Raw genomic sequence first — 26,844 nt, 5'->3', positions numbered from 1 at the left:
GCGCGTCCGCTGCCGTCGGCTGAGAGCGTCGCGAGGCCGAGCGGCTCCCGCCCCGGCTCGCAGACATGCGCCCGCGCCGCGGCGGCCTCGGGCCGATCGCCCTCCGCCGTGCACCTGGTACCGGCGGCACCTGGTGCGCCGCTGGTGGGCACCGGGCTCATGGTTCGGCCGGGCGCGCTGGACGACCTGCGGCACAAGCTGGAGTGGTGGTGTCGCGACCCCGGCGAGGGTGGGTGTCGGCTCCACCCGTGCCGGAGTCCGCCGCTGCGCTGGTAGCCGGCCGCGAGACCGGCGGACGGCACGTGGCTCTCACGTTCACCGCGCCACTCTTCGGCGTGTATCCCGAGTGCGACGGAGCTACCTCGGCGTCGTGGGCGGCTGCCCTGGCTCATCACGGGGGTGCAGCGGGGCCGGGCGGGCACTGCGGGGGACGCCGAGCTGTACCGCTCCCGGGCGTTTGCCGGGTGTCCTCCTATTGTCCTGACTCGGTTTGATGGACTCATTCACGTGGCGTGTCGACGGACTTTCCGCCGGTATTCTTGCGAGCTTTTATGATCCGCGGAGATCGACGACAGGCAGCCGTGGGAGAAACTCGGCAGTGCGCTTTCACGGCTCCTTTTCTGGTGAATCTTCTCGTCCTGAACAAACGTGCACGTGTCGTGTCACTACGTGGCGACATATCGCCAGGCTGAGTTGTTTTGGCCGGTACCCCCGGCCGAGGTGGATGCCGTCGACGTGTCGAGCGGTGGGTGAGCGTCCTCCTGGTGCGCGCGGACGGCTCGGCTCGACGCATCTCGGCGCGCGGCGGGTGAGCGGTTGTGCTGCGCCGAACGGTCGTATCTCGCAGCGCTGTTCGGTCGTACGCGATCGCCCGATCGAGACAAATGGCGTGGTTGTCCTTACCGGCCGGTACGGGAGGTCAATCCGCTTTGACGGCATATGCCTGCTCTTCTCCTGATGGCGCGCCAAGTCGCAAGCCGGCCGCCGGTCGGCCCGGCGCACGCCTCGGCTGTTGCGTGGCTACGGCCCGGCGTCGGGATCGGAGTCGGACACACCACGAAGAGCCCCGCTTGATCCGGCCGCCCGACGTGCTCCGCGCTGCTCGTTCGCGCCGATCTCGGCGAGGTCACGGCCACCTCGGCCGAACGCGGACACTCCTCAGACGCTCGTGAAGTCGGCCGCCGGTCGCAGTGCAGAGTCGCCACGCGCTCAGAACGGCGGTGGCTCGTCGGCCGTGGTGATCACGCGGGGTTCGGTGAGTGGTGGTGGGTCGACGCGGTAGGTGTGTCCGCTGGGTGTGGTCCAGGTGATCGATCCGTCGGGGTACTGGCTCACGCTCCAGCCCGGCATGCCCTTCAATCGGTGGTGGGGCCGGCATTTCGGGCCGAGGTTGGCCGCCGATGTCGGGCCCTGGTCGGTGTCCGGGTCGAAGGGGATGTTGTGGTCGAGGTCGCAGCGGTCCGCGGGCACCCGGCAGCCGGGGCCTTGGCAGTACTGGTGCCGCGCGATGAGGTGTTCGGTCAGGTGGGGTGGTGGGCGGTAGCGGGTGGTGCCGTAGTCGAGCAGTGCGCCGGTGAGGGGGTCGGTGACCAGGCGGTGCCAGACGCTGTCGGGGTCGGCGGCCAACTCGCGGGCGTGCTCGGCGGGGATGGGGCCGTACCCGGCGAGCTCACCAGGTTCGTCGGAGACGCCGCGGAGGGTGTCGAGGGGGACGGTGACCCGGATCTGTATCGAGACCTTGTTGGTGACGGTGGGGACACCACCCTGGGGTGCCAGCCCGGGCAGCCGGTCGGAGCCGGGCGCGGACGGTGCTGAGCTCTCATCGCCGGTCAGACCGTCGGCCGAGCAGGCCGTTGCCGCCGCGGTGCTGCAGAATCCGGTCTCGCGTAGCACCAGGTCGACCAGCGCATCGGCCCGCCGCGCCGCCATCGGGCGTTCATCGGCGCTGCCGCAGCCGCGGGCGTGCTGATCGAGCACCGCGAACGCCCCGACCGCCTCCGCCGCCGGCAACGTGGCCGACAGGGTGGCCATCCCATCGCGCTCGGGGTAGAGGACCACGGCTCGCTCGCGCCGCTTGCGCTCGCGGCGCCGGGCGGCGGCTTCACCGTCGGCGCCCAGCACCGCCCGCCGCAAAGCGGCCCGCAACTGCCCGGTGGTCTGCTCCGGCGCCCGTGGCAAGACCTTCCGCTCCACCACGGCCGCAGTCTCCGCATCCAGATCAGCACAGCCGTCGACGATGATCCGCGCCTTGGGCAGGCTGATCGCCCCGGCCTCCAGGGTGGCGAAGGTGGCCGGGAACTGCTCCACCAACTGCCGCGCCTCTCCGACCCGCCACGCGGTACCTCCCGGCGAGAGCCGCAGCATCATCCCGACCTCGGCCTGCGCGGACTCCACCGCGTGCGCCGCCGTGAGTCCCGCAGCGGGACTGGTCTCGGCTGCCGCGACGAACTGGGTGATCTCCGCGTACTGCCGGGCCTGTGCCCAGGCGATGACCTTCTCCCAGCCTCCGATCCGTTCCACCTGCTCGAACCGATCCTCGGTAGGGCCGGCCTGGCCCAGGAGCATGGCCATGATCCCGTCGGGGGCATAGCCGGACCAGGTGAGTGGGGCACTCTCGGCCTCGGCCTCACTCGCCACGCCGATATCGAACATGCGTTCGAGCCTAACGGCCGACTCCGACAATTCGGTCGTGCGCGAAGCGGTCGACCGGAGTCGCACGCTGGAGGAGGGCACTGTCGGCTGCATCACCGATACCGACCGCCTGACCAGGGCGACCCGCACGACGTCAGCCCTGATGGCGTGTCCGGTGCCAGCATGGGGTGATGGACCGTCGTGAACAGCAGCCGTCAGACCCTCACCAGGGCTACGTCGACGAGCTGAGGGAAGCAGCGGAGACGCTTCGCGGGTTCGTGCCTCAGTTCCGCGACGGCCGCCCGGTGAGCGAGTTCGTGCCGCTCGCGCTGGGGAAGCTGCTCGATGCGGTGGCCGACTCGATGGGGCGGGGTGACGAGATGCGCGACTCGATCAGCTCGAGCGCGCTGGAGATCGCCCGTCACCTCCGCCACTTCCCGGCGGAGGAGCCGCACCGGCCTTAGGGCGTCAGCTCCGTGAAGCCGGTGTAGGGCACCAGCGCGTCAGGGATGCGGACGGACCCGTCGGCCTGCTGCCCCTGCTCGAGGATCGCGACCAGCGTGCGCCCGACCGGCAGCCCTGACCCGTTGAGCGTGGCCGCGAAGCCGCGTCTGCCGTCCTTGGCCTTCGTGCGGATGCCGGCCCTGCGGGCCTGGAAGGTGCCGAAGTCCGACACCGACGAGATCTCCCGGTACTTCTGCTGGCCCGGCAGCCACACCTCGATGTCGTAGGTGTACTCCGCCGAGAAACCGATGTCGCCCGCCGCCAGCCTGACCACGCGGTAGGCCAGCCCGAGCCCCTGCATCGCCGCCTCGGCGTGCGACAGCAGCACCTCGAGCTCGGCCCGCGACGTCTCGGCGTCGACGATCCGCACGAGCTCGACCTTCGAGAACTCGTGCAGCCGGATGAGGCCCCTGGTGTCGCGGCCGTAGGAGCCCGCCTCCGACCGGAAGCACGGGGTGTGCGCGGTGTAGGCCAGCGGGAGGTCCTCGACGGCGAGGGTCTCCTTCGCGTGCAGGTTGGTCAGCGGCACCTCGGCGGTCGGGATGAGGTAGAGCTCCCGGTCGGCCACCCCGGTCTTGAAGAGGTCCTGCTCGAACTTCGGCAGCTGGCCCGTTCCCGTCATCGTGACGCGGTTGACGAGCGTGGGAACCGACCATTCGGTGTAGCCGTGCTGCTGGGTGTGCAGGTCGAGCAGGTAGCGGGCGATCGCGCGTTCCAGCGCCGCGCCCTTCCCGCGGAGCACCGCGAAGCGGGGACCGGCGAGCTTCGTGGCCCGCGGCAGGTCGAGGATCCCGAGCTTCTCCCCGATGTCGACGTGGTCGAGCGGGGTGAAGTCGAGCTGTGCCGGCTCGCCCCAGACCCTGACCTGCTCGGCGTCCTCGTCCGACGCGCCGTCGGGCAGGTCGTCGCTGGGCAGGTTGGGCACGCCGAGCAGGAAGTCCTGCAGCTCCGCCTCCAGCTCGCGGTGCTCCTCCTCGGCGGCGGCCACGACGCCCTTCAGCTCCCGGGCCCTGGCGACCAGCGCGTCCCGCTCCTGGGGATCACCGCCCCGCCCGGCAGCCTTCACCGCGGCGGCGACACGCTTCGACTCGGACCGTGCCTCGTCCCCGCGCTGGATGGCCGAGTTCCGAGCGGCCAGCAGCTTCTCCAGGGACGTGACGTCCAGGGCGAAGCCACGCCGCGCGAGCTTGCGGACGGCGTCGGTGGCGGGATCGAGCAGGACGCGAGGGTCAAGCATCGTTCGAGGGTATCGCCGCAGGCGAGCGCAATTCGGCCCGCCTCCTCTTCCGGAGGTGGCGTGTCCGGTACTGATCGCAGCAGGATGTGTGCCCGGTGCCACAGAGTTGTGGCGCCTGATGCAGACGAAAGGTCCGTGCCGTGTCCGCTGCTGCTCCCGCCGTTCCGTCCTACGCCTCCGGCACGTCCGACGTGCCGTTGCTCGGCGACACCGTCGGCGACAACTTCGATCGCACCGCGGCAGCCCATCCCGACACGGAGGCGCTGGTCGAGGTGCCGACGGGGCGGCGGTGGACCTACGCGCAGCTGCGCGAGGAGGTCGACGTCGTCGCGACGGGCCTGCTCGCCGCGGGTCTGCAGAAGGGCGACCGCCTCGGGATCTGGGCGCCCAACGTCGCCGAGTGGACGCTCGTGCAGTACGCCACCGCGAAGATCGGGGTCGTCCTCGTCACGATCAACCCCGCCTACCGCACCCACGAGCTGGAGTTCGTGCTGAAGCAGGCCGGCATCTCGGTGCTGGTGGCGGCCACCGGGTTCAAGACCTCCGACTACGCCGGGATGATCGACGAGGTGCGGCCTGCCTGCCCCGGGCTGCGGCGGGTGATCCTCATCGGCACCCCGGACTGGGACGAGCTGGTGGTGGTGGGCCGGTCGGGCGACCGCGCGGAGCTGGCCCGGCGCCAGGCCGAGCTCAGCCCGGACGACCCGATCAACATCCAGTACACCTCGGGCACCACGGGCTTCCCGAAGGGCGCCACGCTCAGCCACCACAACATCCTGAACAACGGCTACTTCGTGGGACGGCTCTGCGGCTACACGGCCGGGGACCGCGTCTGCATCCCCGTGCCCTTCTACCACTGCTTCGGCATGGTGATGGGCAACCTCGGCTGCACCACGAACGGCGCCACGATGGTCATCCCCGGTCCCGGGTTCGACCCGAAGGCGACGCTCATCGCCGTGGCGCAGGAGCGCTGCACGTCGCTCTACGGGGTGCCGACGATGTTCATCGCGGAGCTCAACGACCCCGAGTTCGACAGCTACGACCTGTCCTCGCTGCGAACCGGGATCATGGCCGGCTCGCCGTGCCCTGTCGAGGTGATGAAGCAGGTGGTGGACCGGATGGGCATGACCGAGGTGACCATCTGCTACGGCATGACGGAGACGTCCCCGGTCTCGATGCAGACCCGGGCCGACGACTCGCTGGAGCGCCGGGTCTCCACCGTCGGCCGGGTGCACCCGCACGTCGAGGTGAAGATCGTCGACCCGGAGACGGGGCTGACCCTGCCCCGCGGCGAGCCGGGTGAGCTCTGCACCCGCGGCTACTCCGTCATGCTCGGCTACTGGGACGAGCCGGTGAAGACCGCCGAGGCCATCGACCAGGCCCGCTGGATGCACACCGGCGACATCGGCGTGATGGACTCCGACGGGTACGTCAACATCACCGGGCGCATCAAGGACATGGTGATCCGGGGCGGGGAGAACATCTACCCGCGGGAGATCGAGGAGTTCCTGTACACCCACCCCGACGTGCTCGACGCGCAGGTGGTCGGGGTGCCGGACGCGAGGTACGGCGAAGAGCTCTGCGCCTGGGTGACGCTTCGCGACGACGCCCCCGAGCTCACCGCGGAGACGCTCAGGGAGTTCGCGAGCGGCAAGCTGGCGCACTACAAGATCCCGCGCTATGTGCTGGTGGTCGACGGCTTCCCGATGACCGTCACCGGCAAGGTGCGCAAGGTGGAGATGCGCGAGAAGAGCGTCGAGCTACTCCATCTCGGCGACGCGGCGTCGATTCGTAACGCCTAGGAGCCGAGCGTCGCCGTTCGACGGCTGCGCGGAGGGGTACCGGCGGTCTAGGGTGGTCGCACGCGTCCCGGTGTCGCATCCACGGGCCTGACCACAGCGATGGCCCAGGCATCAGGGGCGCGTTCGTCGTGTGGTCCGCAGAGGTGCGACATGACGCAGGGTCGATCGAGGAACGGGTGAGCAGGGTGCCGACCGGCAGGGTCAAGTGGTACGACGCCGAAAAGGGCTTCGGGTTCCTCGCTCAGGACGGCGGTGAGGACGTCTACGTCCGGAAGGCTGCGCTGCCGGCCGGGGTGGAGACGCTCAAGGCGGGACAGCGCGTCGAGTTCGGGATGGCGGAGGGCCGTCGCGGGCCCCAGGCGCTGTCGGTGCGACTGGTCGACGCCCCGCCGTCGGTCGTCGAGGCCGCCCGGCGGCCCGCCGAGGATCTGCACAGCCTGATCGAGGACATGATCCGGCTGCTGGAGACGAAGGTGCAGCCCGACCTTCGCCGCGGCCGCTACCCGGACCGCAAGGCGTCCAAGCTCGCCGCCGAGGTGGTGCGGGCGGTCGCCCGCGACCTCGACGGCTGACGCTGTCACCCGGACGTGTTGAGCACCCAGCTCGCGCGGATCGGGAACTCGATGTCGCCGGTCTCCGGGTCGGCCTGCGGGGGCGGCCCGAACTGCTGCACCTGAGCGCCGACGAGCCGGTCGGTCGGGGCCGGGAGCTCGAGGGTGTAGTCGCTCTGCGCGTTCGGGGCGAACACCGGGCTGCGTCCGTCGGTCTGCGCGCCGGTGCCGTCGCGGTAGGTGAACACCACCTGCCACGGGGTCTCGGCGATCTCGTGCGGCACCGTCACCTTCAGCGGCGTGCCCACGGGGACGGCGAGCTCCACCGGCGCGGCCGGGTCGCCCTTGCAGTCGGTGAGCTGGAGGTCGCAGTACTGGGTGGGCCGCGCGACCGCGCTGGCCTGGCCGGCGGCGAACGTCACCTGCGGCGGCGCCGCGCCGCCGCAACCGGCCAGCAGCAGCGCGGCGGCCGGGAGCAGGAGCAGACGGGGGAGACGGCGCAGCACCGTCTCACCTTACGGTCGGTGCGTCAGCGCACCGTGCGGGCCGGTGTGGGCGGGGCGCTGGAGCGCACCCGGTGGCCGAGGAACGGCAGGAGGCTGCGGCCCCGGCTCACCAGCGCCGTCTGCACGCCCGCCAGTGCGACGACGGCGGCCACCACCGCGAACCCGATCCAGAACGTCGTGTGCGGCAGCAGCACGCCCAGCGCTCCGCCGAACACCCAGGCCAGCTGCAACACCGTCTCCGACCGGCCGAACGCCGACGCGCGCGACTCCTCGGGCAGGTCGCGCTGGATCACGGCGTCGAGACTGACCTTCGCGAGCGCGCTGGCCGAGGCGCCGACGAGCCCGACGAGGGCTGCGGTGGCGATCCCCGGCAGGACGGCGGCCACCACGGCCGCGGCCACGGCGGCCGCGATGCAGCCGATGACGATCCGGTCGGTCCGGCCGAACTGACGTCGCGACCCGACCGCGTTCCCGGCGAACGACCCGACCCCCGCGGCGGCCCCCACGATGCCGATCAGGAACAGCTGCCGGGCCGGGTCGGCCTCCGTCTGACCCTTCACCACGAACGCGACGAACAGCGTGAGGAACCCGGTGAGCACGCGGATCGCGCCGTTGCCCCAGAGCGCGACGACGACGGGGCGCCCCATCGGGCTCCGCCTGCCGCGCTTGGTGGTGCGCAGCACGGCGGGCACCTCGCCCGCCGTGGACTCCACCCACCGCGGGATCCGCAGGCACAGCACGGTGCCGACGACAGACAGGGCCGCCGTGTAGAGCAGCGCGCCCGGGGAGCCGGTGAGCGAGGCCACCCCGGCCGCGCCCGCGCCGAACACGCCGCCCGCGACCAGCCCGAAGGTGGTGAGCCGCGAGTTCGTGGTGACCAGCGTGATGGACGGGGGCAGGACCCTCGGCGTGACCGCCGCCTTGAGCACCGAGAACGACTTGCTGAGCACCAGCATGCCGAGCGCGGCCGGATAGAGCAGCCAGGTGTCGTAGGAGAAGGCCATCACCACGGCGAGCACGGCGCGCCCGGCGAACGAGACGGCCAGCGCCGCACGGCGCCCCCGCTGCAGGCGGTCGAGCAGCGGCCCGATCACGGGCGCGACCACCGCGAACGGTGCCACCGTGATGACCAGGTAGAGGGCGACGTTGGCCTTGCTCTCCGCGGTGGCGGCGGCGAAGAACAGCGTGTTGGCCAGTGCGACGGCCACCGCGGCGTCCACCGCGTAGGTCATCATCGTGGCGTAGGTGAGCGCCGTCAGCCCGGAGCGGTCGGCGCCGTCGGCGCTCGCCGCGCGGTGGAACGCCCGGATCCCGTTCTGTGTCAGCTGCCGGCTGCGCAGCGCGGCCACCCGCGTGACGGTGAGCTTGCGGGGCATCCGTGGTGTCGGCCGGTCGTCCTCGCCGGTGGGCGCTCCCGGACCCTCGGCCGGAGGTGGCCCGGCCTCCGGGCCGGGCACGTCGTCACGGGCGTCGGTGGGGCCGCGACCCCGGCCGGGTTCCCGTTCGGCCCGGTCCCGTTCGGTCCGGTCCCGTTCCGGTGGGGGCCAGGACGGGGGTGGGGTGCGGCGGTGCGCGGTGGGGTCGTAGTCGGGATCGTCGTGCCAGGGGTAGCGGCGGCGGGGTGCGTGCGGCGCCCGCTCCGCCGTCGTCGAGGGGTGGGACGTCTCCGCGTCCAGGGGCAGCGTCCGCTGCGGCTGGTCGCCGTCGACCGTGACCCACGTCCGGCGGCCCCCCCGCCTGCCGCGGCGGGGAGGGAAGGACTCGGAGCGGGCCACGTGGTCATTCTGACCTATCCGGGCCCTTCGCGAGGCCCTCACCGCGTCCCCGAAAGGAGGCTGCGAGGAGACCCCCGATCGGGCGGCTCGCGTGCGGTGAACGGGCGACTCGCGCGCGGGGAAGACGGCGACTCGCCGGTGGAGACCGGGCGACTCGCGGGTCGGGAGGGGGCGACTCGCCGGGGGTCGGGGTCAGGGGCCGGGGTCAGCGGGGGACGAAGCGCACCCGGAAGGTGGTCGGCCAGAGCTTCCCGGTGATGAGGAACTCGCCGTTGCCCAGCGACGCGATCCCGTTCAGGACGTCGGTGTGGGAGCGCTGCTCCGGGGTGAGCAGGCCGCTCGCGTCGATCACCGCGGTGACGTTGCCCGTGCCCGGGTCGATGCGCACGATCCGGTCGGTCTGCCAGACGTTGGCGTAGATCTGCCCGTCCACGCACTCCAGCTCGTTGAGCTGGGTGACCGGCTGCCCGTCGAGGGTGACGGCGACGGAGCCGGTCTCGGCGAACGTGGTGGGGTCCTGGAAGTGCAGCCGGTTGGTGCCGTCGCTGCGCACCAGCCTGCCCCCGTCGTGGCAGAGCCCCCAGCCCTCGCCGGTCAGCGGTACCTCGCGGAGCAGCGTGAACGTGTTCCGGTCCCACTCCAGCACGACGTGATCGCGCCAGGTGAGCTGCCAGATGCGGTCGCCGACCACGGTGATGCCCTCACCGAACAGCTGCCGCGGCAGCGGGACCGACCGGCGGACGGCACCGGTGACGGGGTCCAGCTCGCGCAGCTGCGACTGGCCGGCGAGGCCGGTGCCCTCGTACAGGCTGCCGCCGGCGAGCTCGAGGCCCTGCGTGAACGCGGCGGGATCGTGCGGCAGCTCGGCCAGGACCTCCGTCCGCAGCTCGGGTGTTCCGGGGGCCTGGGCGGGGACGGGGGACGCGGCGGCGCAGCCGGCGACCGTCAGCAGCAGTGCTCCGACGAGTGCACGCCCGAAGGTCATGGCGGAGAGGGTGGCACAATCCCTTCGGTGGAAGCCGTAGCGACCCTCGCCCCGCCCGTCCGGCTCGTGGATGCGGTGGAGCAGGCCCGCGCCGCCGCCGTCGACGAGGCCGCTCTCGACATGGGAGCCCGGGCCGCCGCTGATGCGGTCGGGGAGCACCTCGAGGCCGTCTCGGAGGGGCCGGGGGGCGTCACCCACTACTTCGCCGCCACCCACGGCGGCTACCGCGGCTGGCGGTGGTCGGTCACGTTGGCCTGCGGCGGTGACGACACGCCGATCACCGTGAGCGAGGTCGTGCTGCTCCCCGGGGCGGACGCGATGGTGGCGCCGGCCTGGGTGCCGTGGGAACGGCGGATCCGGCCCGGCGACCTCGGCGTCGGTGACCTGCTGCCCACGCCGGAGGGCGACGAGCGGCTCGTCCCCGGCTACCTCGCCTCCGACGACCCCGCCGTGGAGGAGGTCGTGCTGGAGGTCGGCCTGGGTCGCCCCAAGGTGCTGTCGCACCGCGGGCGCGAGCTGGCGGCGCAGCGGTGGTTCGAGGGCACGCACGGCCCGGCCTCCGACATGGCCCGCTCCGCCCCGGGCCGCTGCGGGATGTGCGGGTTCTTCCTGCCGATCGCGGGGTCGCTGCGCGGGGCGTTCGGGGTGTGCGGCAACGAGTACGCGCCGGCCGACGGCGCGGTCGTGGCCGTCGGGTTCGGCTGCGGAGCCCACTCCGACGTGCAGGTCGAGCCCGTCTCGCCGGTAGCCGTCGCCGAGCTCGTGTACGACGACGGCGTCGACCTGGAGCCGGTCGGCAAGGAGTGACCGCACCCAGCGTCGGCGGATCGCGCGTCGACTTCGATCCTTTCGGCACGGCTGCTCTGCGCGCCGCCGTGCTCGACTCGTGGGCGGGTTCGCCGACCCGCTTCCGGGAGGACGCCAACGCCGAGGAGGACCTGCGCCTCGGCGGCTACGCCGACGCCTGGTTCGTCGAGCTCGCCCAGAACGCCGCCGACGCCGCCCGGTCCGCCCGGGTGGCCGGGCGCCTGCGCGTCGACCTCGTCGACGGCGAGCTGCGGGTGGCCAACACCGGCACCGCGCTGGACGCGGCCGGGGTGGCGGCGCTCGCATCGCTGCGCGCTTCGGCCAAGCGCGACGATCCGGGGGCCGTCGGCCGGTTCGGTGTCGGCTTCGCCGCGGTACTGGCCGTGTCCGACGCGCCCCGCGTGGTGAGCAGCGCAGGCGGGGTGGCGTTCTCCGCGGCCCGCACGGCCGAGGCGGTCGCCGCGCTGCCGGGCCCGGCGGCGGAGCTGGCCCGCCGCGACGAGCCGCCCGTGCTGCGGCTGGTGTGGCCCGTCGACGAGGAGCCGCCCGCGGGGTTCGACACCGAGGTCCGGCTGCCGCCGCGTCCCGGCGTGGACGTCAACGCACTGCTTGCGCAGGCCCGCGACAACGCGTCCGACCTGCTGCTCGCCCTGCCCGACCTCGCCGAGATCGCGGTGGGGGACCACGTCGTGGCGCGGGTGGACGGTCCGGTGCCCGGCGAGGTGACGATCGGCTCGCGGCGCTGGCTGCTCGCCCGGCGCAGCGGCACGCTCGCCGCCGCCGATGCGCACTCGCAGGCCACGGAGGAGCGGGAGCGCCGGGACTGGTCGGTCTGCTGGGCGCTGCCCCTCACCGCGGACGGCGCCCCCGACCCGCTGGGCGAGGACGTCCTGCACGCACCGACGGCTGCCGCCGAGCGGCTCGCACTGCCCGCGCGGCTGATCGCCACCGTGCCGCTGGAGCCCGACCGACGTCGCGCCCGCTCCGGCCCCGCCACCGACCGGGTGCTGGCCGGTGCGGCGGAGGCGTACCTCGACCTCGTCCGCGAGGTGCCGGCCGCCCAGCGGCTCGCGCTCGTGCCCGAGCCGGGTTTCCCGCGCTCCGAGCTCCACGGGCGGCTGCGTGACCTGCTCCTCGACGCCCTGCGCACCGCAGCCTGGCTGCCCGGTGCCACCGGCGTCGAGCTCGTGCCGGGCCGCGCGGAGTGGCTCGACCTGCCCGGCGTCGACCTCCCCGACGCACCGCTGCCCGCGTTGCTCGCCGAGGCCGGGTTCGACCGGCTGCTCGGGTCGATGTCGGCCGGCCCGGTCTCCCGCTCGGTCCGGGCGCCGACCGCCCTGGCCGAGCTGGGCGTCCACCGGCTGACGGCCACGGAACTGGTGACGCGGCTCTTCGGCGTCGAACGGCCGCCGTCGTGGTGGCGCGCCCTGTACGCGGAGCTGGCACCGCTCGCCGAGATCGTTCCCGGCCTGGTCGACGAGCTGCGTGCCCTCCCGGTCCCGCTCGCCGACGGTCGTGTGGCCGCCGGTCCGGCGACGGTGCTCCTGCCGCCCGAACAGGCCGCGGAGGCCGGTCCGACCGGAGCCGTCGGCCGCATCGCGGCGCTCGCGCTGCCCGGCCTGCACGTGGCCCACGCGGCCGCGGTGCATCCGCTGCTCACCCGGCTCGGCGCGGCCGAGGCCGACCCCGCGGGTCTGCTCGAACACCCGGCGCTGGCCGAGGCCGTGGAACGCTCCGTGGACGACGCCGAGGCCGGGCTGGACACCACGGCACTGGCCGAGGCGGTGCTGGAGCTGGTCGCCGAGGTCGGCGCCGTGCCCGCCGGCCTCGCCGCGCTGGCGCTGCCCGATCGCGAGGGCCGCCCCGCCCGGGCCGACGAGCTGATGCTGCCCGACGCCGCGCTGCGCCCGCTGCTCGCCGCGGACGTCCCGCTCGACGTCCTCGACCCGGAGTTCGCGGCGCGCGTGCCGCGGTCCGCACTCACGGCCGTCGGCGTGGTGGACGGGTTCGCGGTGCTCGTCGACGAGGAGCCGGTGGCACCCGACCACGACCTCGACGACGAGGAACGCTGGTGGGACTCCCTCGACACCCCGCCGGCGCGGCTCGTCGCGGTCCGCGATCTCGACCTCGTCGACGACGACGCGTGGCCCGCCGCGCTCGCGCTGCTCGGGGCCGAGCGCGAGACGCGGGCCGCGCTCATGGCGCCCGGCTCGTACACCGCGTGGTGGCTGGCCCGGCACGCCCGGATAGGCGGCCGCCGCCCCGCGCACTGGCGCCTCCCGACCGCGCACGACCTCGCGCCGCTGTACGGACCGCCGCCCTGGCCCGAGGGGTCGCCCGCCGACGTCGACGAGGCCGTACTGACGGTGATCGGGGTGCGGGCCGATCTCACGATCTCCGACAGCGCGGTGGCCGCCGACCTGCTCGCCCGGCTGGTCGACCCGGCCCGGCATCCCGACGCCGCGCTCGTGGCCGACGCGCACGAGGCACTGGCCGAGGCGGTCGCCACCGGTCGCGTGAACTCCGCGGACATCGACATGCCGGAGCAGGTCAGGGCGCTCGACGGCTCCATCGCGGACGTCGACGTCGCCATGGTGCTCGACGCGCCCTGGCTCGCCGCGGTGCTTCCGGCGGGCGAGCTCGTGACGGGCGGCGATCCGGTGGCGCTGGCCGAGCTGCTGGACCTGCCGGTGGCGTCCGAGATCGTCGCCGCGGACGTGGAGGGCCCGGGACGGCCGGTCCGCTGGGCGGCGATCGGCGAGGTCGTCGTGGCGTGCCACACGCTCGGGGTACCCGTGCCCCGCGGCGAGCTCTCCGTCCACGACGAGCTGTGGGTGGCCGTCCGGCGCCCGCTCACGGGCCGCTTCAGCGTTCTGAGCTGGCGCGACGCCTCGGGACGGTGGCATGCCACCGACCCGCTGCGTGCCCTGCTCGGCCTCCTGACCGAGGACGACGCCCTCGGGTGAACGGCCGGATCGCGTGCTAGACAGGACGCTGTGACCCTCGCCAGCGACGGTGCGACACGGCGGCCCCGCCGGGTCTGCCTGCTCTCCGTGCACACGTCGCCCCTGGAACAGCCGGGCACCGGTGACGCCGGAGGCATGAACGTCTACATCGTGGAGACCGCCACGCGGATGGCGCAGCGCGGTGTCGACGTCGAGATCTTCACCAGGGCCACCTCGTCGGAGAACCCTCCGGTGGTCGAGCTCGCGCCCGGCGTGCTCGTCCGCCACGTGGCGGCCGGTCCGTTCGAGGGCCTCGGCAAGAACGACCTCCCGAGCCAGCTGTGCGCCTTCACCGCAGGCGTACTGCGCACCGAGGCCCGTCACGAGCCCGGCTACTACGACGTGGTGCACTCGCACTACTGGCTCTCCGGTCAGGCCGGCTGGCTCGCCCGCGACCGCTGGGGCGTCCCGCTGGTGCACAGCGCCCACACGCTGGCGCGGGTGAAGAACGCGGCGCTGGCCGACGGCGACCCGCCTGAACCGATGGTGCGGGTGATCGGCGAGGACCAGGTGGTGGCCGAGGCCGACCGGCTCATCGGCAACACCGACGAGGAGACGCGCCAGCTCGTCGAGCTCTACGGCGCGGATCCGCAGCGGACCGTCGCCATCGCGCCGGGCGTCGACCTCGTGCGTTTCACCCCCGGAGACCGCGCCGCCTCCCGCAGCCTGCTCGGCCTCCCTCCCGACGCGCTCGTGCTCGCCTTCGTCGGACGCATCCAGCCGCTCAAGGCTCCCGACGTGCTGCTGCGTGCCGCGGCCGAACTGCTACGTCGCGACCCCGCGCTGCGCTCGCGGCTCGTCGTGCTGGTCGCGGGTGGCCCGTCCGGAAGCGGACTGGCCGAGCCGACGGCCCTGCACGAGCTGGGTGCGTCGCTCGGGATCACCGACGTGCTGCGCTTCCTGCCGCCGCAGACCCGGGAGAGCCTGGCGCACGTCTACCGGGCGGCCGACGTGGCCGCCGTGCCGAGCTACAACGAGTCCTTCGGGCTGGTTGCGCTGGAGGCGCAGGCGTGCGGCACCCCGGTGGTCGCGGCGCGGGTCGGTGGCCTGCCGGTCGCGGTCCTCCACGACCGCTCCGGGTTGCTGGTGCCCGGGCACCGGGCGGAGCAGTGGGCCGACGCGCTGGCTGCGGTGGCCTGCGTCCCCGGCCGGCGCGACGAGATGGGTGCGGCGGCGGTGCGCCACGCCCGGATGTTCTCCTGGGACCGCACGGCCGACGCGCTGCTCGACACCTACACCGAGGCGGCGGCGGAGTACGCGGAGCGCCAAGGGCTCGTCGTGCGCCCGACCACCCCGGTGCGATGAGCACCGACGACGTCGCCGCCGTCGAGGCGGCGGTGGCGGCCGCACTCGCCGAGCTGGGGGTGGACCACCACCGGCGCGACCCGGGGCAGTTCCTCGTGACGCTGCCCGGCACCAACCGGCTCCAGACGCACTGCTGGCTCCTGGTCGGGGAACACGCGTTGTTCGTGCAGGCCTTCGTGTGCCGGCAGCCGGACGAGGACCACGACGTGGTCTACCGGTTCCTGCTGCAGCGCAACGCGCGGCTCTACGGCGTGCACTACGCGCTGGACCGCATCGGCGACATCCACCTCATCGGCCGGCTCGGCCTGCACGCCGTCACCACCGCGGAGCTGGACCGCGTGCTCGGGCAGGTGCTCGAGGCCGCCGACGGCGACTTCAACACCCTCCTCGAGCTCGGCTTCGCGTCCTCGATCCGGCGGGAGCACGCCTGGCGGCAGGAACGCGGGGAGAGCCTCGCCAACCTGAAGGCGTTCGAGCACCTCTTCGGCTGATTGCCGGTTCGGCAAGAACACTTGTCACTCCGGCGGCGCGAGACGGACAGTCGGCGCATGGACGACAACACGCACTCCGACGTCATCGTGATCGGCGGTGGCGCCGCCGGCCTCAGCGGCGCGCTGACGCTGGCCAGGGCGCGCCGCTCGGTACTGGTGCTCGACGACGGTCATCCCCGCAACGCCCCCGCCGACGGGGTGCACGGATTCCTGTCCCGCGACGGCATCGCGCCGTCCGAGCTCGTTGGCCTCGGCGCCGCCGAGGTGGCCGGCTACGGCGCCACGATCCTCCACACCCGGGTCACGTCGGCCCGCCCGGACGGCGACGGCTTCGTGGTCGGGACCGACAGCGGGCGGACCGTCACCGCACGCCGGCTTCTGGTGACCACCGGGCTGGTCGACGAGCTGCCCGACCTCCCGGGCCTGGCGCCACGCTTCGGCCACGACGTCCTGCACTGCCCCTACTGCCACGGCTGGGAGGTCCGCGACCAGCCGATCGGCGTGCTGGGCACGGGGGCGTTCGCCGCGCACCAGGCGCTGCTGTTCCGGCAGTGGAGCGACGACGTGACCCTGTTCCTGCACACCGCGCCCGCCCCGGCCCCCGACGAGTCGGAGCAGCTCGCCGCCCGCGGGATCACCGTCGTCGAGGGCGAGGTCGCCGCACTGGAGAGCTCCGACGACCGGCTCACCGGCGTGCGGCTGGTCTCGGGGCGCGTCGTTCCCGTGAAGGCGGTGACGGTCATGCCACGCTTCACCGCCAGGAGCGACGTGCTCACCGGCCTCGGCCTCACGACCGTGGAGCACCCCATGGGCATCGGCACGCACATCGAGACGGACGACCGGGGCCTGACCGCCGTGCCCGGGGTGTGGGCCGCGGGCAACGTCACGGACCTTCTCGCCCAGGTCATCGGGGCCGCCGCGGCAGGCGTCACGGCCGGGGCGGCGATCAACGCCGACCTCATCGCCGACGACACCCGCGTCGCCGTGGAGCGCCACCGCGAGTTGCAGCAAAGCCACGTTGCCGCAACGGGACTGCCTGAACGTGGCTTTGCTGCAACCGCTGGGGAGCTCCGATGACGGACGAACGTTTCACGGCACCGTTCTGGGACGAGCGCTACGGCTCGGTCACCCGCATCTGGAGCGGTGAGCCGAACCCGCAACTCGTCGCGGAGGCCGCGGGCCTCGCGCCGGGCACCGCTCTCGACGCCGGGTGCGGAGAGGGAGGCGATGCCTACTGGCTCGCGCGGCAGGGATGGCGGGTGATCGCCGTGGACGTCTCCGCCGTCGCCCTGGAACGCGCCGCCGCCCACGCCGACCCGGACATCGCCGACCGGATCACCTGGCAGCAGGCCGATCTCCTCGCCGGGTGGGCTCCCGAGCCGGTGGCGTACGACCTCGTCAACGTGCAGTTCGTGCATTTCCCCAGCGCGCTGCGCGGGCCGGTGTACGCCCGGCTCGCCGCGTCGGTGGCGCCGGGCGGAGTCCTGCTGATCGTCGCGCACCACCCCTCCGACCTGGCGACGACCATGCCCCGGCCGCAGGAGCCCGACCTGTTCTTCACGGCCGAGGAGCTTGCGGCCTCCCTCGACCCCGGCCAGTGGGATGTGCTCGTCGCCGAGGCCAGACCGCGGCTCTCCACCGACCCGGAGGGCCGGGAGGTCACCATCCACGACGCCGTACTCGCGGCGCGGCGGCGCTCGTGATGTGATCGTGATGTCGAGGGACCAACCTCGGCACAGGCGGCCACCGTCCTCCTGCCGGAACCCGGTCGTACCGGGGCGAGGAGGCGGTGACGGTGACCCGGTGGCACAGGCGTAGGACGGTGCTGGTGGCGGTGGCGGTGCTCGGGGTGCTGGCGGTCGGCACGGGTGTCGTGCTGACCGGCTACCCGGAGCCCGGCCCCGCCGGCTCCACGGCCGTCGCGCCCGCTCACCCCCGGCCGGTGCTGCCGGGCGGCGAGGAGAAGAGCGCCCTGACCGACGCGGCAGCCGGGGCCGTCGCTCCCGGTTTCGCCGCGGACGGCGGCCGCGTGGCTGCGCTCCCACCCGACCGCCCGTCCGGACCCGGCCTCCCGGTGGGCACGGTGCAACGGTCGCTGGTGCGCACGGCGCAGCTCTCCGTCGAGGTGGCCGACCCGGCGGCGTCGTCCCGGCAGGTCCGGACCGCGGCCGCCGCAGCGAACGGGCTGGTCACGGAGGAGCAGTCGAGCGACACCGGGAGCTGGGTGGTGCTGCGCGTGCCCGCCGAGTCGCTGGAACGGCTCATCGATGACATCGCGGCCGTCGGGCGCGTGGTCGGGCGCTCGACCCAGGTGCTCGACGCCACCGAGGAGGTCGTCGACCTCGACGCGCGGGTCACGAGCCAGCAGGCGAGCGTCGCGCGCGTGCGGGGGCTCCTCGCCCAGGCCGCCTCCATCGGTGACGTGGTGGCCATCGAGTCCGAGCTGTCGCGTCGCGAGGCCGACCTCGACTCGCTGACGAGCAGGCTCGAGGCTCTGCGCGAGCAGGTGGCGTTGTCGACGTTGACGGTGGATCTGCGGGCGACGGGCACGCCTCCCGCGGCCGACCCGGCGCCTCCCGGTTTCCGGGACGGCCTCGCCTCGGGCCTCGCCGGGCTGCGCACCCTCGGTTCGGCTGCGCTGGCAGTGGTCGGGTTCGTGCTGCCGTTCCTGCCGGTGTTGGCCGTGCTGGGCGGGATGGCCTGGCTGGCGCGGCGCATCGTGCGGGCCCGGCGGACGCCGGCTGCGGCGGGAGCGGGCGGGCGGAGCGGCCCGGGATCTGAGGGGGAGTCATGAACTCGGGCCACTCCGCGATGAACCGCCACATCGGCCACGCGATCGGGGGCACCGCGCGGTCGTGGGCTCCGGATCACGGCGAGGGGACGCCGTGCCCGGCTCGGCGCCGGCGAGTGGGGCTCGCCGGACCGACGCCGATCACGATGACAGTGAATCATGACCAGAACAACACTTTCGTGTTACCCCATTCGGGTGTTTCGGTCACTGGTCACCAGGGGTCACCCTGCACTTACAGTGAGATCCGCCACTCGATACGCCGTTCGGTGGATCCCGAGGCGCCGTAACTGCCCCAAGGAGGCGTGGGAATGCCCGTTCGCAGCCCGTACCCGGACGTCGAGATCCCGGACGTGTCGCTCTTCGACTTCCTTTTCGACGACTTCGGCGAGAGGGCCGACGTCCGGGCGTTCGTGGACGGCGGGTCAGGCGTCTCGCTGACCTTCGCCGACCTGAAGCGCATGGTGCTCGGACTCGCCGCGGCGCTCTCGGAACGCGGCGTCGGAGCGGGTGACGTGGTCGGGCTCTTCGCCCCGAACTCGCCGTACTACCCGGTGGTGTTCCACGGTGTCCTGCGGGCCAACGCGATCGTCACCAGTGCGAACTCGCTCTACACGCCGGGTGAACTGGCCCACCAGCTCACCGACTCGGGCGCCAAGCTGCTGTTCACGGTCTCGGCGTTCCTCGACCGCGCCACCGCGGCCGCCGCCCAGGCCGGCCTGCCGCCGGAGTCGATCATCCTGCTGGACGCCGCCCCGGAGACGGGCCATTCCTCGCTGCGCGACCTGCTGGGCACCGAGGCCGAGCCCCCCGCGCAGACGGTGGGTGCAGGGGACACCGCGGTTCTGCCGTACTCCTCGGGCACCACCGGCCGCGCCAAGGGTGTGATCCTGACCCATCGCAACCTGGTGGCGAACCTCCTGCAGATCGCGAAGCCGTCGAACGTCACCCCGGACACCACGATCCTTGCAGTGCTCCCGTTCTTCCACATCTACGGGATGACCGTGATGATGAACCAGGGTCTGCACCGGCAGTGCACGGTGATCACAATGCCCAAATTCGATCTGCAGGAATTCCTTCGGGTCATCTCGGAGTACCGGATCAACCGCATCTACATCGCGCCGCCGGTGGCTGTCGCGCTCGCCAAGCACCCGATCGTCGACCAGTACGATCTGTCCTGCATCGACGTGATCTTCTCCGGAGCGGCCCCGCTCGACGCCGAGCTCGGCCGCGCCGTCGCCGCGCGCCTGGGCTGCACCGTTTTGCAGGGCTACGGGATGACCGAGCTGTCCCCGGTGAGCCACGCCATGCCGGACGACCGTCCCGACCTCGACCTCAACAGCTCCGGGTTCGCCCTCCCGAACATCGAGAGCAAGCTCGTCGACCCGGAGACCGGCCAGGAGGTCGGCGCAGGCGAGCGCGGCGAGCTGTGGGTCAGGGGACCCAACGTGATGAGCGGCTACCTCAACAACCCGGAGGCCACCGCGATCACCCTGGACGACGAGGGCTACCTGCACACCGGCGACGTCGCCACCGTGACCGAGGACGGCGTGTTCTCGATCGTCGACCGCGTCAAGGAGCTGATCAAGTACAAGGGCTACCAGGTGCCGCCCGCCGAGCTGGAGGCGCTGCTCCTCACCCACGACAAGATCGCCGACGCCGCGGTCATCGGGGTGAAGGACGCCGAGGGTGAGGAGGTGCCGAAGGCTTTCGTGGTCCGACAGGCCTCGGGCGCGGACCTCACCGCCGAGGACGTCATGACCTTCGTCGCGGAGCGGATCGCGCCGCACAAGAAGGTGCGGGTGGTGGAGTTCATCGACGAGATCCCGAAGTCGGCGTCGGGCAAGATCCTGCGCAAGGACCTCCGTGCGCGGGAGGCGGCGACGAGCTGAGCCGTCGGTACGGAAGCGCGAGTGCCCCGGCACCCCCGGGCCGCCGGGGCACTCGTCGTCTACTTCCGCACGCGGAAGCGGAGCATCGTCACGGGACCTGACTGCGTGTTGCTGAACGGTTCCAGGTCGATCCTGCCAAGGCCGGAGGTCGAGAAGCGCACGCCGTCGCCGAGCAGGACCGGCAGGACATACACCAGGACCTCGTCGACGAGCCCGCGCTGCAGGCACTGACTGGCCATGGCGGCGCCGAGGATCTCCAGGTTCTTCCCGCCCGCGGCGTCGCGCGCCGTGGCGACGGCCTCCGCGAGGTCGCAGGTGAGAAATGTGACCCCTTCCGGCTCGTCCGGCGGCCGGTGCGTCAGGACGAACACCGGCCCCCCGTCGTAGCCGGTGTTCTCGGGGGACATCCGCTTGGCGGCCTCGTGGGTGCCCCGGCCGATGAGCATGGCGCCGGTGGCCGCCATGACCTCGGGGAACAAGTCCTCTTTCAGGTAGTCGAAGACCCAGTCCATCGCGTTGTCGGGGCCCGCGATGAAGCCGTCCAGCGACATCGCCCTGTTCACGACGACCTTGCCCAGCCCGGCATCCATATCGCTCATGCCGGTGATGATCCGGCGCAAGCCACGAACTCATCGGCGTCGGCGGAAAGATCTGCGGACCGCTCCGATCGTCCGCTCCCAGCGCAGGCCGTACACCGGCTCCGGCTTCCGTTCGGCTCGGAGGTTGGGGCATGCTGGCTCGTGACGTGACTGGCGGCTCGGGGATGGGCAACCATCGGGGAGCTTCATCGCCGGGGGTCGACCGCCTGGGTCCCCGTGCCGAGGTCACGTGCCATGGCTTCCACCACCAGCACCGCACGCATGCTGCCGGGCGCACCCGTTGCGCGACGGCTGCTCGACGACGTCGCAGAGCGGTCGCGCGCTCTCCGTGAGTCCGGGACGGTCCCGTCGCTGGCCACCATCCTGGTCGGGGACGACGCCGCCAGCGCCGGCTACATCCGCATCAAGCAACGGCAGGCCGCGGATCTGGGCTTCTCCTCGCCCCACGTCCACCTGCCCGCCGACACCACGGAGGACGTGCTGCACCACGCGATCGCCGACCTCAACGACGACCCGGCAGTGCATGCCCTGCTGATCCAGTACCCGGTTCCGGATCACCTGGACTACGCGGCAGCTCTCATGGCCGTCGCGCCCGACAAGGACGTCGACGGGATGCATCCGACCAACCTCGGCAGGCTCGCAGCGGGCATCGCCGGCCCGACGCCGTGCACGCCGGCCGGGATCGAGGCCCTCCTGGCCCACTACGAGATCCCCATCCGAGGCAGGGAGGTCGTGATCCTCGGCCGCGGTGCGACGCTCGGCCGTCCGTTGGCCATGCTGCTGGCCCAGAAGCGCCCCACGGCCGATGCCGCAGTCACCGTCGTGCACACCGGGGTCGAGGACTGGGCCCGCTACACCCGCCGCGCCGACGTTCTGATCGCCGCAGCCGGAGTGCCGGGGATCGTTCAGCCCGAGCACGTCCGGCCTGGTGCCACCGTCATCGGTGGCGGCGTCCGCTACGCAGGCCGTCGGCTGCTGCCCGACGTCGACGAGTCCTGCGCCGCGGTCGCCGGAGCCATCACACCGAGGGTGGGAGGGGTCGGCCCGACCACCGTCGCCATGCTCTTCCAGAACGCGATCGCTGCCGCTGAGCGCGCATTCCGCCGTCAGGTGCCGATGTAGGCCGCGAGGTGCTCGCCGGTGAGGGTGGAGCGGTCGGCGACGAGGTCGGCGGGGGTGCCCTCGAAGACGATCCGGCCGCCGTCGTGGCCTGCGCCCGGGCCGAGGTCGATGATCCAGTCGGCGTGCGCCATGACGGCCTGGTGGTGCTCGATGACGATCACCGACTTGCCGCCGTCGACGAGCCGGTCCAGCAGCCCGAGCAGGTGCTCGACGTCTGCGAGGTGGAGGCCGCTGGTCGGCTCGTCGAGGACGTAGACGCCGCCTTTCTCGGCCATGTGGGTGGCCAGCTTGAGCCGCTGGCGCTCGCCGCCGGACAGCGTGGTGAGCGGCTGGCCGATGGTGAGGTAGCCGAGCCCGACAGCGGAGAGCCGGCCGAGGATGGCGTGCGCGGCCGGGGTGCGCGCCTCCCCGGCACCGAAGAACTCCTCGGCCTCGGTCACCGACATCGCGAGCACCTCGCTGATGTCCCGGCCGCCGAGGTGGTAGGTCAGCACCGACGCCTCGAACCGCTTCCCCTCGCAGTCCTCGCAGGTGGTGGCCACTCCGGCCATCATCGCCAGGTCGGTGTAGATGACGCCGGCGCCGTTGCAGGTGGGGCAGGCGCCCTCGGAGTTGGCGCTGAACAGCGCGGGCTTCACCCCGTTGGCCTTCGCGAACGCCTTGCGGATCGGGTCGAGCAGCCCGGTGTAGGTCGCCGGGTTGCTCCGGCGCGACCCGCGGATCGCGCCCTGGTCGATCGCCACCACCCCGTCCCTGCCGGACACCGAGCCGTGGATCAGTGAGCTCTTGCCCGACCCGGCCACGCCGGTCACCACGACCAGCACGCCGAGCGGGATGTCGACGTCGACGCCCTGCAGGTTGTGGCGCTCAGCGCCGCGCACCTCCAGCGCACCCGACGGCGTCCGCACCGACGGCTTCAGTGCGGCGCGGTCGTCGAAGTGCCGTCCGGTGAGCGTGCCGCTGGCCCGCAGCCCCTCGACGGTGCCCTCGAACACCACCTCGCCGCCCGCGGTTCCGGCGCGCGGACCGAGGTCGACGACGTGGTCGGCGATCGCGATCGCTTCCGGCTTGTGCTCCACGACCAGCACGGTGTTGCCCTTGTCGCGCAACTGCAGGAGGAGGTTGTTCATCCGCTGGATGTCGTGGGGGTGCAAGCCGATGGTGGGCTCGTCGAAGACGTAGGTGACGTCGGTGAGCGACGACCCGAGATGGCGGATCATCTTGGTGCGCTGTGCCTCGCCGCCCGAGAGCGTGCCCGACGGCCGGTCGAGGGACAGGTAGCCCAGCCCGATCTCCACGAACGAGTCGAGGGTCCGGCGCAGCGTGGTCAGCAGCGGCGCCGCCGACGGCTCGTCCACCCCGCGGACCCACGCGGCCAGGTCGCTGATCTGCATGGCGCAGGCGTCGGCGATGCTGATCCCGTCGATCTTCGACGACCGGGCCGCCTCGCTGAGCCGGGTACCGCCGCACTCGGGACACGTGGCGAAGACGACCGCGCGGTCGACGAACGCCCGGATGTGCGGCTGCATCGCCTCCCGGTCCTTGGAGAGGAACGACTTCTGGATCTGCGGGATCAGGCCGGCATAGGTCAGGTTGATCCCCTCGACCTTGATCTTGGTCGGCTCCTTGTGGAGCAGGTCGTGGAGCTCGCGCTTGCTGAACCTCCGGATCGGCTTGTCCGGGTCGAAGTAGCCACAGCCGCGGTAGATGCGGCCGTACCAGCCGTCCATGCTGTAGCCCGGGACCGTGAGCGCGCCCTCGTTGAGTGACTTGGTGTCGTCGTAGAGCGCCGTCAGGTCGAAGTCGGACACCGACCCCATGCCCTCGCAGCGCGGGCACATGCCGCCGGTGATGCTGAACTCGCGACGCTCCTTCACCTTCTGCCCGCCGCGCTCCAGGGTGACGGCACCCGCCCCGCTGATCGAGGCCACGTTGAACGAGAACGCCTGCGGCGAACCGATGTGCGGACGGCCGAGGCGGCTGAACAGGATGCGCAGCATCGCGTTGGCGTCGGTGACGGTGCCGACCGTGGAGCGGACGTTGGCCCCCATCCGCTCCTGGTCGACGATGATCGCGGTGGTCAGCCCGTCGAGCACGTCGACGTCGGGCCGCGCCAGCGTCGGCATGAAGCCCTGCACGAACGCGCTGTAGGTCTCGTTGATCATCCGCTGCGACTCCGCGGCGATCGTGGCGAACACCAGAGAGCTCTTCCCGGAGCCGGACACGCCGGTGAACACCGTCAGCCGGCGCTTCGGGAGCTCCACACTGACGTTCTTGAGGTTGTTCTCGCGCGCGCCGTGCACGCGGATCAGATCGTGGCTGTCGGCGACGTGCAGCGCAGGAGACAGCGGGTCCGTCCTCATGGCCGTGCTCATCGTGGCTCCATCTGTCGCTCGGGGCGCGGTCGCGGTGTCCGTCGGTGTCATGTCTCGAGAGGGGCGCGCCGCCCGTTGCGCCACCTGGCGGCGTACGGCAGCGCGAACAGGTACAGACCCGTGGCCATCAGCAGGGCGAGCGGGAGCAGAGGCAGGTAGAACACCCAGGAAGGCAGACTGCCGGTCAACGCGACGAAACAGATGATCACTGTTGCGGTGAAGACGATGGACAGCCAGCGGTGGGTCCAGCGGGCCCGCTTGTTCTGGGTCATCGGGTTCACCGCACCTCGAAGATGCGGATCATGTTGCCTGCGGGGTCGCGGAAGGCGCAGTCGCGCACGCCCCACGGCTGGTCGGTGGGCTCCTGGACGACCTCGGCGTCGCTCGCCTGCAGCTGTTCGAAGGTGCTGTCGAGGTCCGTGGTGGCCAGGTTGATGCCGGCGTAGGTGCCCTTGGCCATCATCTCGGTGATGGTGCGGCGCTCGTCGTCGGTGATGCCGGGGTCGGCGGCAGGCGGGTGCAGCACGATGGACGTGCCGGGCTGATCGGCGGGGCCGACCGTGATCCAGTGCATTCCCCCGTACTCGACGTCGTTGCGGACCTCGAAGCCGAGGATGTCGCGGTAGAAGGCCAGGGACGCCTTCGGGTCGTCGTGGGGGAGGAATGTCTGGTAGATGCTGATGTCCATGGCGGTCACGCTAGGTGCGGCAGGGTGACCGGTGCTTCTCGATTCCTGATCGGTCTGGTCACCTGTTTCGCGACGCACGGCGGCATCCCGGCCGTCGCGCGCCCGACCTGGTCCCGGTAGACGCTGGGTGGCACCCCGACCAGCTCGGTGAAGCGGGTGCTGAAGGTGCCCAGCGACTGGCAGCCGACCGCGAAGCAGACCTCGGTGACGCTCAGGTCGCCACGGCGCAGCAGCGCCATCGCGCGCTCGATGCGCCGCGTCATCAGGTAGGAGTACGGCGACTCGCCATAGGCACGCCGGAACTCGCGGCTGAGGTGCCCGGCCGACATGTGTGCACCGCGGGCGAGCGCCTCGACGTTGAGTGGTTGGGCGTACTCCCGGTCGATCCGGTCGCGGACGCGGCGCAGCAGAGTGAGATCGCGCAGGTGCTGTGCCGTGGGTGGCCTGCTGGTCACCGCGAGATCGTGCCACGTCACGCCGCGCAGAGACACTGTCTGCGCTCGGCGGGCGCCGGGAACCGGGCTGGACCTGGCCTACGGGGCGCTCGACTTCGTGGTCGACCCCGGAGGGAGACCGGGTGCTCCGGGCTCGGTGTCGAACCCGAACTGCACTGCCAGTGCCCGCGTGGCGAGAGCCTGCGGGACGCACCGGAACGCCGCGTCCCGCAGGCGGGCCCGGGCCCCGGTGAGCCGGAGTACCCGGTTCATCCTGCGGGCGTCTCGCTGTAGGGCGCCCGTACGAGGGTGCCGGCGGGCGGAGTAGGCAATCAGGGCGTGGGGCACGTCTGCGGGGCCCGCTCCGGCGAGCTCGTTCCCGAGGACCACAGCGTCCTCGAACGCCTGGCAGGCGCCCTGCCCGAGGTCGGGGGTCATCGCGTGGGCCGCGTCGCCGAGCAGAGCCACCCTTCCGACGGCGAGCACAGGAAGCGGCCATCTCAGTTGGGCCGTCTCGACCACGTGCACGCCCTCGGGCGGAGTCGCGTCGATGAGCGCGGTGACGCTCGGGTGCCAGTCGGTTCGCCGGCTGCGCAGCCATCGGTGCCGTTCGTCCGCCGTGGCGGTCGAGGCTCCGTCCTCCGCGCTCGCCCGCCAGGCCGAGTACCAGTAGATCCCGTCGTCCATCGGAAGACAGCCGAACCGGTCTCCGGTGCGGTGGTCCAGCAGCTCGCCGGCCACCATCGGCACGTTCACCGGAGCCACAGCGGCGATGGCGCGCGCGGCCTTCTCGCCGGAACCGGCCAGGCCGGGATGGTCCGGGAACAAGGTGCTCCGGAGCCTGCTCCCGGCACCGTCCGCGACCACGACGGCGTCCGCCCGCAGGTCCGGCGCCCCGTCGAGCTCGACGTGCGCCCCCACCTCGCGCACCGCGGTGACCGCGCAGCCCGTGCGGACGGCGTCGGCGGGGAGCGCCTTGGCCAGCAGACCGTGCAACCACGGCCGGGGCACGGCCACGAACGGTGCGCCGACGTGCTCGGCCATCGCGACCTGGTCGGTGGTGATCAGGGGGCGACCGTGCCGGTCACGCAGGGCAGCACCGCCGTCGAGCGGAACGGCGCGGGCCCGCACGGGTTCACCGAGCCCGAGCGCGTCCAGCGCCAGTACCCCGTTGGGCGGGAGACCGATTCCGGCGCCGGTCTCACGCAGCTCGGGCGCTCGTTCGAGCACCGTGACCTCATGGCCTGCCCGGTGGACGGCGAGTGCCGCCGCGAGCCCGCCCAGGCCCGCTCCTACCACGACGATGTGCATCTGCAGCCCCCCTCTACGCTTGTAGAGACCATACGG

The 26,844-nt window shown here is 72.4% G+C and carries 23 protein-coding genes and 1 riboswitch; of the genes, 12 read left to right on the top strand and 11 right to left on the bottom strand.

The window, feature by feature from the left end:
- Positions 1-1,209 precede the first annotated feature (1,209 nt).
- Positions 1,210-2,652 (bottom strand): DUF222 domain-containing protein, encoded by a 1,443-nt coding sequence (locus tag ACQPZA_RS34215; protein WP_433276349.1) that lies wholly within the window; start codon positions 2,650-2,652, stop codon positions 1,210-1,212.
- Positions 2,653-2,822: 170 nt separating this feature from the next.
- Here ACQPZA_RS34215 and ACQPZA_RS34210 point away from each other — a divergent pair, with 170 nt between their 5' ends.
- Positions 2,823-3,095: a hypothetical protein gene (locus ACQPZA_RS34210; protein ID WP_433276347.1), complete on the top strand. Its 273-nt coding sequence runs from the start codon at positions 2,823-2,825 to the stop codon at positions 3,093-3,095.
- Here ACQPZA_RS34210 and serS read toward each other — a convergent pair.
- Entirely contained in the window at positions 3,092-4,372 is a 1,281-nt protein-coding gene (serS, locus tag ACQPZA_RS34205; protein WP_433276345.1) for a serine--tRNA ligase, read from the bottom strand. The two genes, ACQPZA_RS34210 and serS, sit on opposite strands and share 4 nt — an antisense overlap.
- 140 nt (positions 4,373-4,512) lie before the next feature.
- On the opposite strand from serS, the gene ACQPZA_RS34200 reads away from it, so the two are divergent.
- Positions 4,513-6,174 carry an AMP-binding protein gene (locus ACQPZA_RS34200; protein WP_433276343.1) on the top strand — a complete coding sequence of 554 codons (1,662 nt, stop codon included), beginning with the start codon at positions 4,513-4,515 and terminating at the stop codon, positions 6,172-6,174.
- 185 nt (positions 6,175-6,359) lie between these two features.
- A complete protein-coding gene (locus ACQPZA_RS34195) occupies positions 6,360-6,746 on the top strand; it encodes a cold-shock protein (RefSeq protein WP_169400379.1) in 387 nt (128 codons plus the stop codon).
- Between the two features lie 5 nt (positions 6,747-6,751).
- Here the strand turns inward: ACQPZA_RS34195 and ACQPZA_RS34190 are convergent, their stop codons facing one another.
- The 3 genes from ACQPZA_RS34190 to ACQPZA_RS34180 all read right to left on the bottom strand — a co-directional run bounded on the left by ACQPZA_RS34190 (position 6,752) and on the right by ACQPZA_RS34180 (position 9,991).
- Complete coding sequence (locus ACQPZA_RS34190; protein ID WP_433276341.1) at positions 6,752-7,231, bottom strand: DUF2771 family protein; 480 nt, start codon at positions 7,229-7,231, stop codon at positions 6,752-6,754.
- Between the two features lie 23 nt (positions 7,232-7,254).
- Positions 7,255-9,006 (bottom strand): MFS transporter, encoded by a 1,752-nt coding sequence (locus ACQPZA_RS34185; protein ID WP_433276339.1) that lies wholly within the window; start codon positions 9,004-9,006, stop codon positions 7,255-7,257.
- A 205-nt stretch (positions 9,007-9,211) separates the two neighbouring features.
- Positions 9,212-9,991: a glutaminyl-peptide cyclotransferase gene (locus ACQPZA_RS34180; protein ID WP_433276337.1), complete on the bottom strand. Its 780-nt coding sequence runs from the start codon at positions 9,989-9,991 to the stop codon at positions 9,212-9,214.
- A gap of 27 nt (positions 9,992-10,018) precedes the next feature.
- On the opposite strand from ACQPZA_RS34180, the gene ACQPZA_RS34175 reads away from it, so the two are divergent.
- From ACQPZA_RS34175 to ACQPZA_RS34140, 8 genes are all read left to right on the top strand, one after another.
- On the top strand, positions 10,019-10,798 hold the full coding sequence (locus tag ACQPZA_RS34175) for a DUF3027 domain-containing protein (protein WP_433276335.1): 780 nt from the start codon (positions 10,019-10,021) through the stop codon (positions 10,796-10,798).
- A complete protein-coding gene (locus ACQPZA_RS34170) occupies positions 10,795-13,764 on the top strand; it encodes a sacsin N-terminal ATP-binding-like domain-containing protein (RefSeq protein WP_433276333.1) in 2,970 nt (989 codons plus the stop codon). The genes ACQPZA_RS34175 and ACQPZA_RS34170 overlap by 4 nt, the downstream gene beginning before the upstream one ends.
- 30 nt (positions 13,765-13,794) lie before the next feature.
- Positions 13,795-15,108, top strand: a complete 1,314-nt coding sequence (mshA, locus tag ACQPZA_RS34165) for a D-inositol-3-phosphate glycosyltransferase (protein WP_433276331.1) — start codon at positions 13,795-13,797, stop codon at positions 15,106-15,108.
- Positions 15,105-15,599 (top strand): YbjN domain-containing protein, encoded by a 495-nt coding sequence (locus ACQPZA_RS34160; protein ID WP_433276329.1) that lies wholly within the window; start codon positions 15,105-15,107, stop codon positions 15,597-15,599. The genes mshA and ACQPZA_RS34160 overlap by 4 nt, the downstream gene beginning before the upstream one ends.
- Positions 15,600-15,656: 57 nt before the next feature.
- Positions 15,657-16,676: an NAD(P)/FAD-dependent oxidoreductase gene (locus ACQPZA_RS34155; RefSeq protein WP_433276327.1), complete on the top strand. Its 1,020-nt coding sequence runs from the start codon at positions 15,657-15,659 to the stop codon at positions 16,674-16,676.
- Positions 16,673-17,302, top strand: a complete 630-nt coding sequence (locus ACQPZA_RS34150; protein ID WP_433276325.1) for a class I SAM-dependent methyltransferase — start codon at positions 16,673-16,675, stop codon at positions 17,300-17,302. The genes ACQPZA_RS34155 and ACQPZA_RS34150 overlap by 4 nt, the downstream gene beginning before the upstream one ends.
- Positions 17,303-17,394: 92 nt before the next feature.
- Positions 17,395-18,393 (top strand): DUF4349 domain-containing protein, encoded by a 999-nt coding sequence (locus tag ACQPZA_RS34145; protein WP_433276323.1) that lies wholly within the window; start codon positions 17,395-17,397, stop codon positions 18,391-18,393.
- A gap of 305 nt (positions 18,394-18,698) precedes the next feature.
- Positions 18,699-20,279, top strand: a complete 1,581-nt coding sequence (locus tag ACQPZA_RS34140) for a 4-coumarate--CoA ligase family protein (RefSeq protein WP_433276321.1) — start codon at positions 18,699-18,701, stop codon at positions 20,277-20,279.
- 59 nt (positions 20,280-20,338) lie between these two features.
- Here the strand turns inward: ACQPZA_RS34140 and ACQPZA_RS34135 are convergent, their stop codons facing one another.
- Positions 20,339-20,878, bottom strand: coding sequence for a dihydrofolate reductase family protein (locus tag ACQPZA_RS34135; protein WP_433276320.1), 540 nt, complete (start codon positions 20,876-20,878; stop codon positions 20,339-20,341).
- Positions 20,879-21,014: 136 nt separating this feature from the next.
- A riboswitch (ZMP/ZTP riboswitch) is annotated at positions 21,015-21,097 on the top strand.
- 15 nt (positions 21,098-21,112) lie between these two features.
- Between ACQPZA_RS34135 and ACQPZA_RS34130 the strand changes: the two genes are divergently transcribed.
- On the top strand, positions 21,113-22,000 hold the full coding sequence (locus ACQPZA_RS34130) for a bifunctional 5,10-methylenetetrahydrofolate dehydrogenase/5,10-methenyltetrahydrofolate cyclohydrolase (protein ID WP_433276318.1): 888 nt from the start codon (positions 21,113-21,115) through the stop codon (positions 21,998-22,000).
- On the opposite strand, the gene ACQPZA_RS34125 is transcribed toward ACQPZA_RS34130, so the two are convergent.
- The 5 genes from ACQPZA_RS34125 to ACQPZA_RS34105 all read right to left on the bottom strand — a co-directional run bounded on the left by ACQPZA_RS34125 (position 21,985) and on the right by ACQPZA_RS34105 (position 26,808).
- Entirely contained in the window at positions 21,985-24,375 is a 2,391-nt protein-coding gene (locus tag ACQPZA_RS34125) for an ATP-binding cassette domain-containing protein (RefSeq protein ID WP_433276316.1), read from the bottom strand. The genes ACQPZA_RS34130 and ACQPZA_RS34125 overlap by 16 nt on opposite strands.
- Before the next feature lie 47 nt (positions 24,376-24,422).
- Positions 24,423-24,647: a hypothetical protein gene (locus tag ACQPZA_RS34120; protein ID WP_433276314.1), complete on the bottom strand. Its 225-nt coding sequence runs from the start codon at positions 24,645-24,647 to the stop codon at positions 24,423-24,425.
- Positions 24,648-24,652: 5 nt separating this feature from the next.
- The gene (locus ACQPZA_RS34115; protein WP_433276312.1) at positions 24,653-25,063 is read right to left on the bottom strand and encodes a VOC family protein; all 411 of its coding nucleotides are present in this window, start codon (positions 25,061-25,063) and stop codon (positions 24,653-24,655) included.
- A gap of 5 nt (positions 25,064-25,068) precedes the next feature.
- Positions 25,069-25,518 carry a helix-turn-helix transcriptional regulator gene (locus tag ACQPZA_RS34110; protein WP_433276310.1) on the bottom strand — a complete coding sequence of 150 codons (450 nt, stop codon included), beginning with the start codon at positions 25,516-25,518 and terminating at the stop codon, positions 25,069-25,071.
- 78 nt (positions 25,519-25,596) lie between these two features.
- Positions 25,597-26,808 (bottom strand): FAD-dependent oxidoreductase, encoded by a 1,212-nt coding sequence (locus tag ACQPZA_RS34105; protein ID WP_433276308.1) that lies wholly within the window; start codon positions 26,806-26,808, stop codon positions 25,597-25,599.
- Between the last annotated feature and the right edge of the window lie 36 nt (positions 26,809-26,844).

The sequence above is a fragment of the Pseudonocardia xinjiangensis genome, assembly GCF_050948425.1.
GTDB classification, from domain to species: Bacteria; Actinomycetota; Actinomycetes; order Mycobacteriales; family Pseudonocardiaceae; genus Pseudonocardia; species Pseudonocardia xinjiangensis.
This window is presented reverse-complemented; position numbering and strand designations above follow the sequence as displayed.

Bases quoted from the DNA above. Each gene is read 5' to 3' on its own strand.
- ACQPZA_RS34180 (WP_433276337.1), bottom strand. From the start codon at position 9,991: ATGACCTTCGGGCGTGCACTCGTCGGAGCACTGCTGCTGACGGTCGCC.
- ACQPZA_RS34115 (WP_433276312.1), bottom strand. From the start codon at position 25,063: ATGGACATCAGCATCTACCAGACATTCCTCCCCCACGACGACCCGAAG.
- ACQPZA_RS34160 (WP_433276329.1), top strand. From the start codon at position 15,105: ATGAGCACCGACGACGTCGCCGCCGTCGAGGCGGCGGTGGCGGCCGCA.
- ACQPZA_RS34155 (WP_433276327.1), top strand. From the start codon at position 15,657: ATGGACGACAACACGCACTCCGACGTCATCGTGATCGGCGGTGGCGCC.
- ACQPZA_RS34135 (WP_433276320.1), bottom strand. From the start codon at position 20,878: ATGAGCGATATGGATGCCGGGCTGGGCAAGGTCGTCGTGAACAGGGCG.
- ACQPZA_RS34215 (WP_433276349.1), bottom strand. From the start codon at position 2,652: ATGTTCGATATCGGCGTGGCGAGTGAGGCCGAGGCCGAGAGTGCCCCA.
- ACQPZA_RS34130 (WP_433276318.1), top strand. From the start codon at position 21,113: ATGGCTTCCACCACCAGCACCGCACGCATGCTGCCGGGCGCACCCGTT.
- ACQPZA_RS34140 (WP_433276321.1), top strand. From the start codon at position 18,699: ATGCCCGTTCGCAGCCCGTACCCGGACGTCGAGATCCCGGACGTGTCG.
- ACQPZA_RS34105 (WP_433276308.1), bottom strand. From the start codon at position 26,808: ATGCACATCGTCGTGGTAGGAGCGGGCCTGGGCGGGCTCGCGGCGGCA.
- ACQPZA_RS34210 (WP_433276347.1), top strand. From the start codon at position 2,823: ATGGACCGTCGTGAACAGCAGCCGTCAGACCCTCACCAGGGCTACGTC.
- serS (WP_433276345.1), bottom strand. From the start codon at position 4,372: ATGCTTGACCCTCGCGTCCTGCTCGATCCCGCCACCGACGCCGTCCGC.
- ACQPZA_RS34125 (WP_433276316.1), bottom strand. From the start codon at position 24,375: ATGAGCACGGCCATGAGGACGGACCCGCTGTCTCCTGCGCTGCACGTC.
- ACQPZA_RS34150 (WP_433276325.1), top strand. From the start codon at position 16,673: ATGACGGACGAACGTTTCACGGCACCGTTCTGGGACGAGCGCTACGGC.
- ACQPZA_RS34120 (WP_433276314.1), bottom strand. From the start codon at position 24,647: ATGACCCAGAACAAGCGGGCCCGCTGGACCCACCGCTGGCTGTCCATC.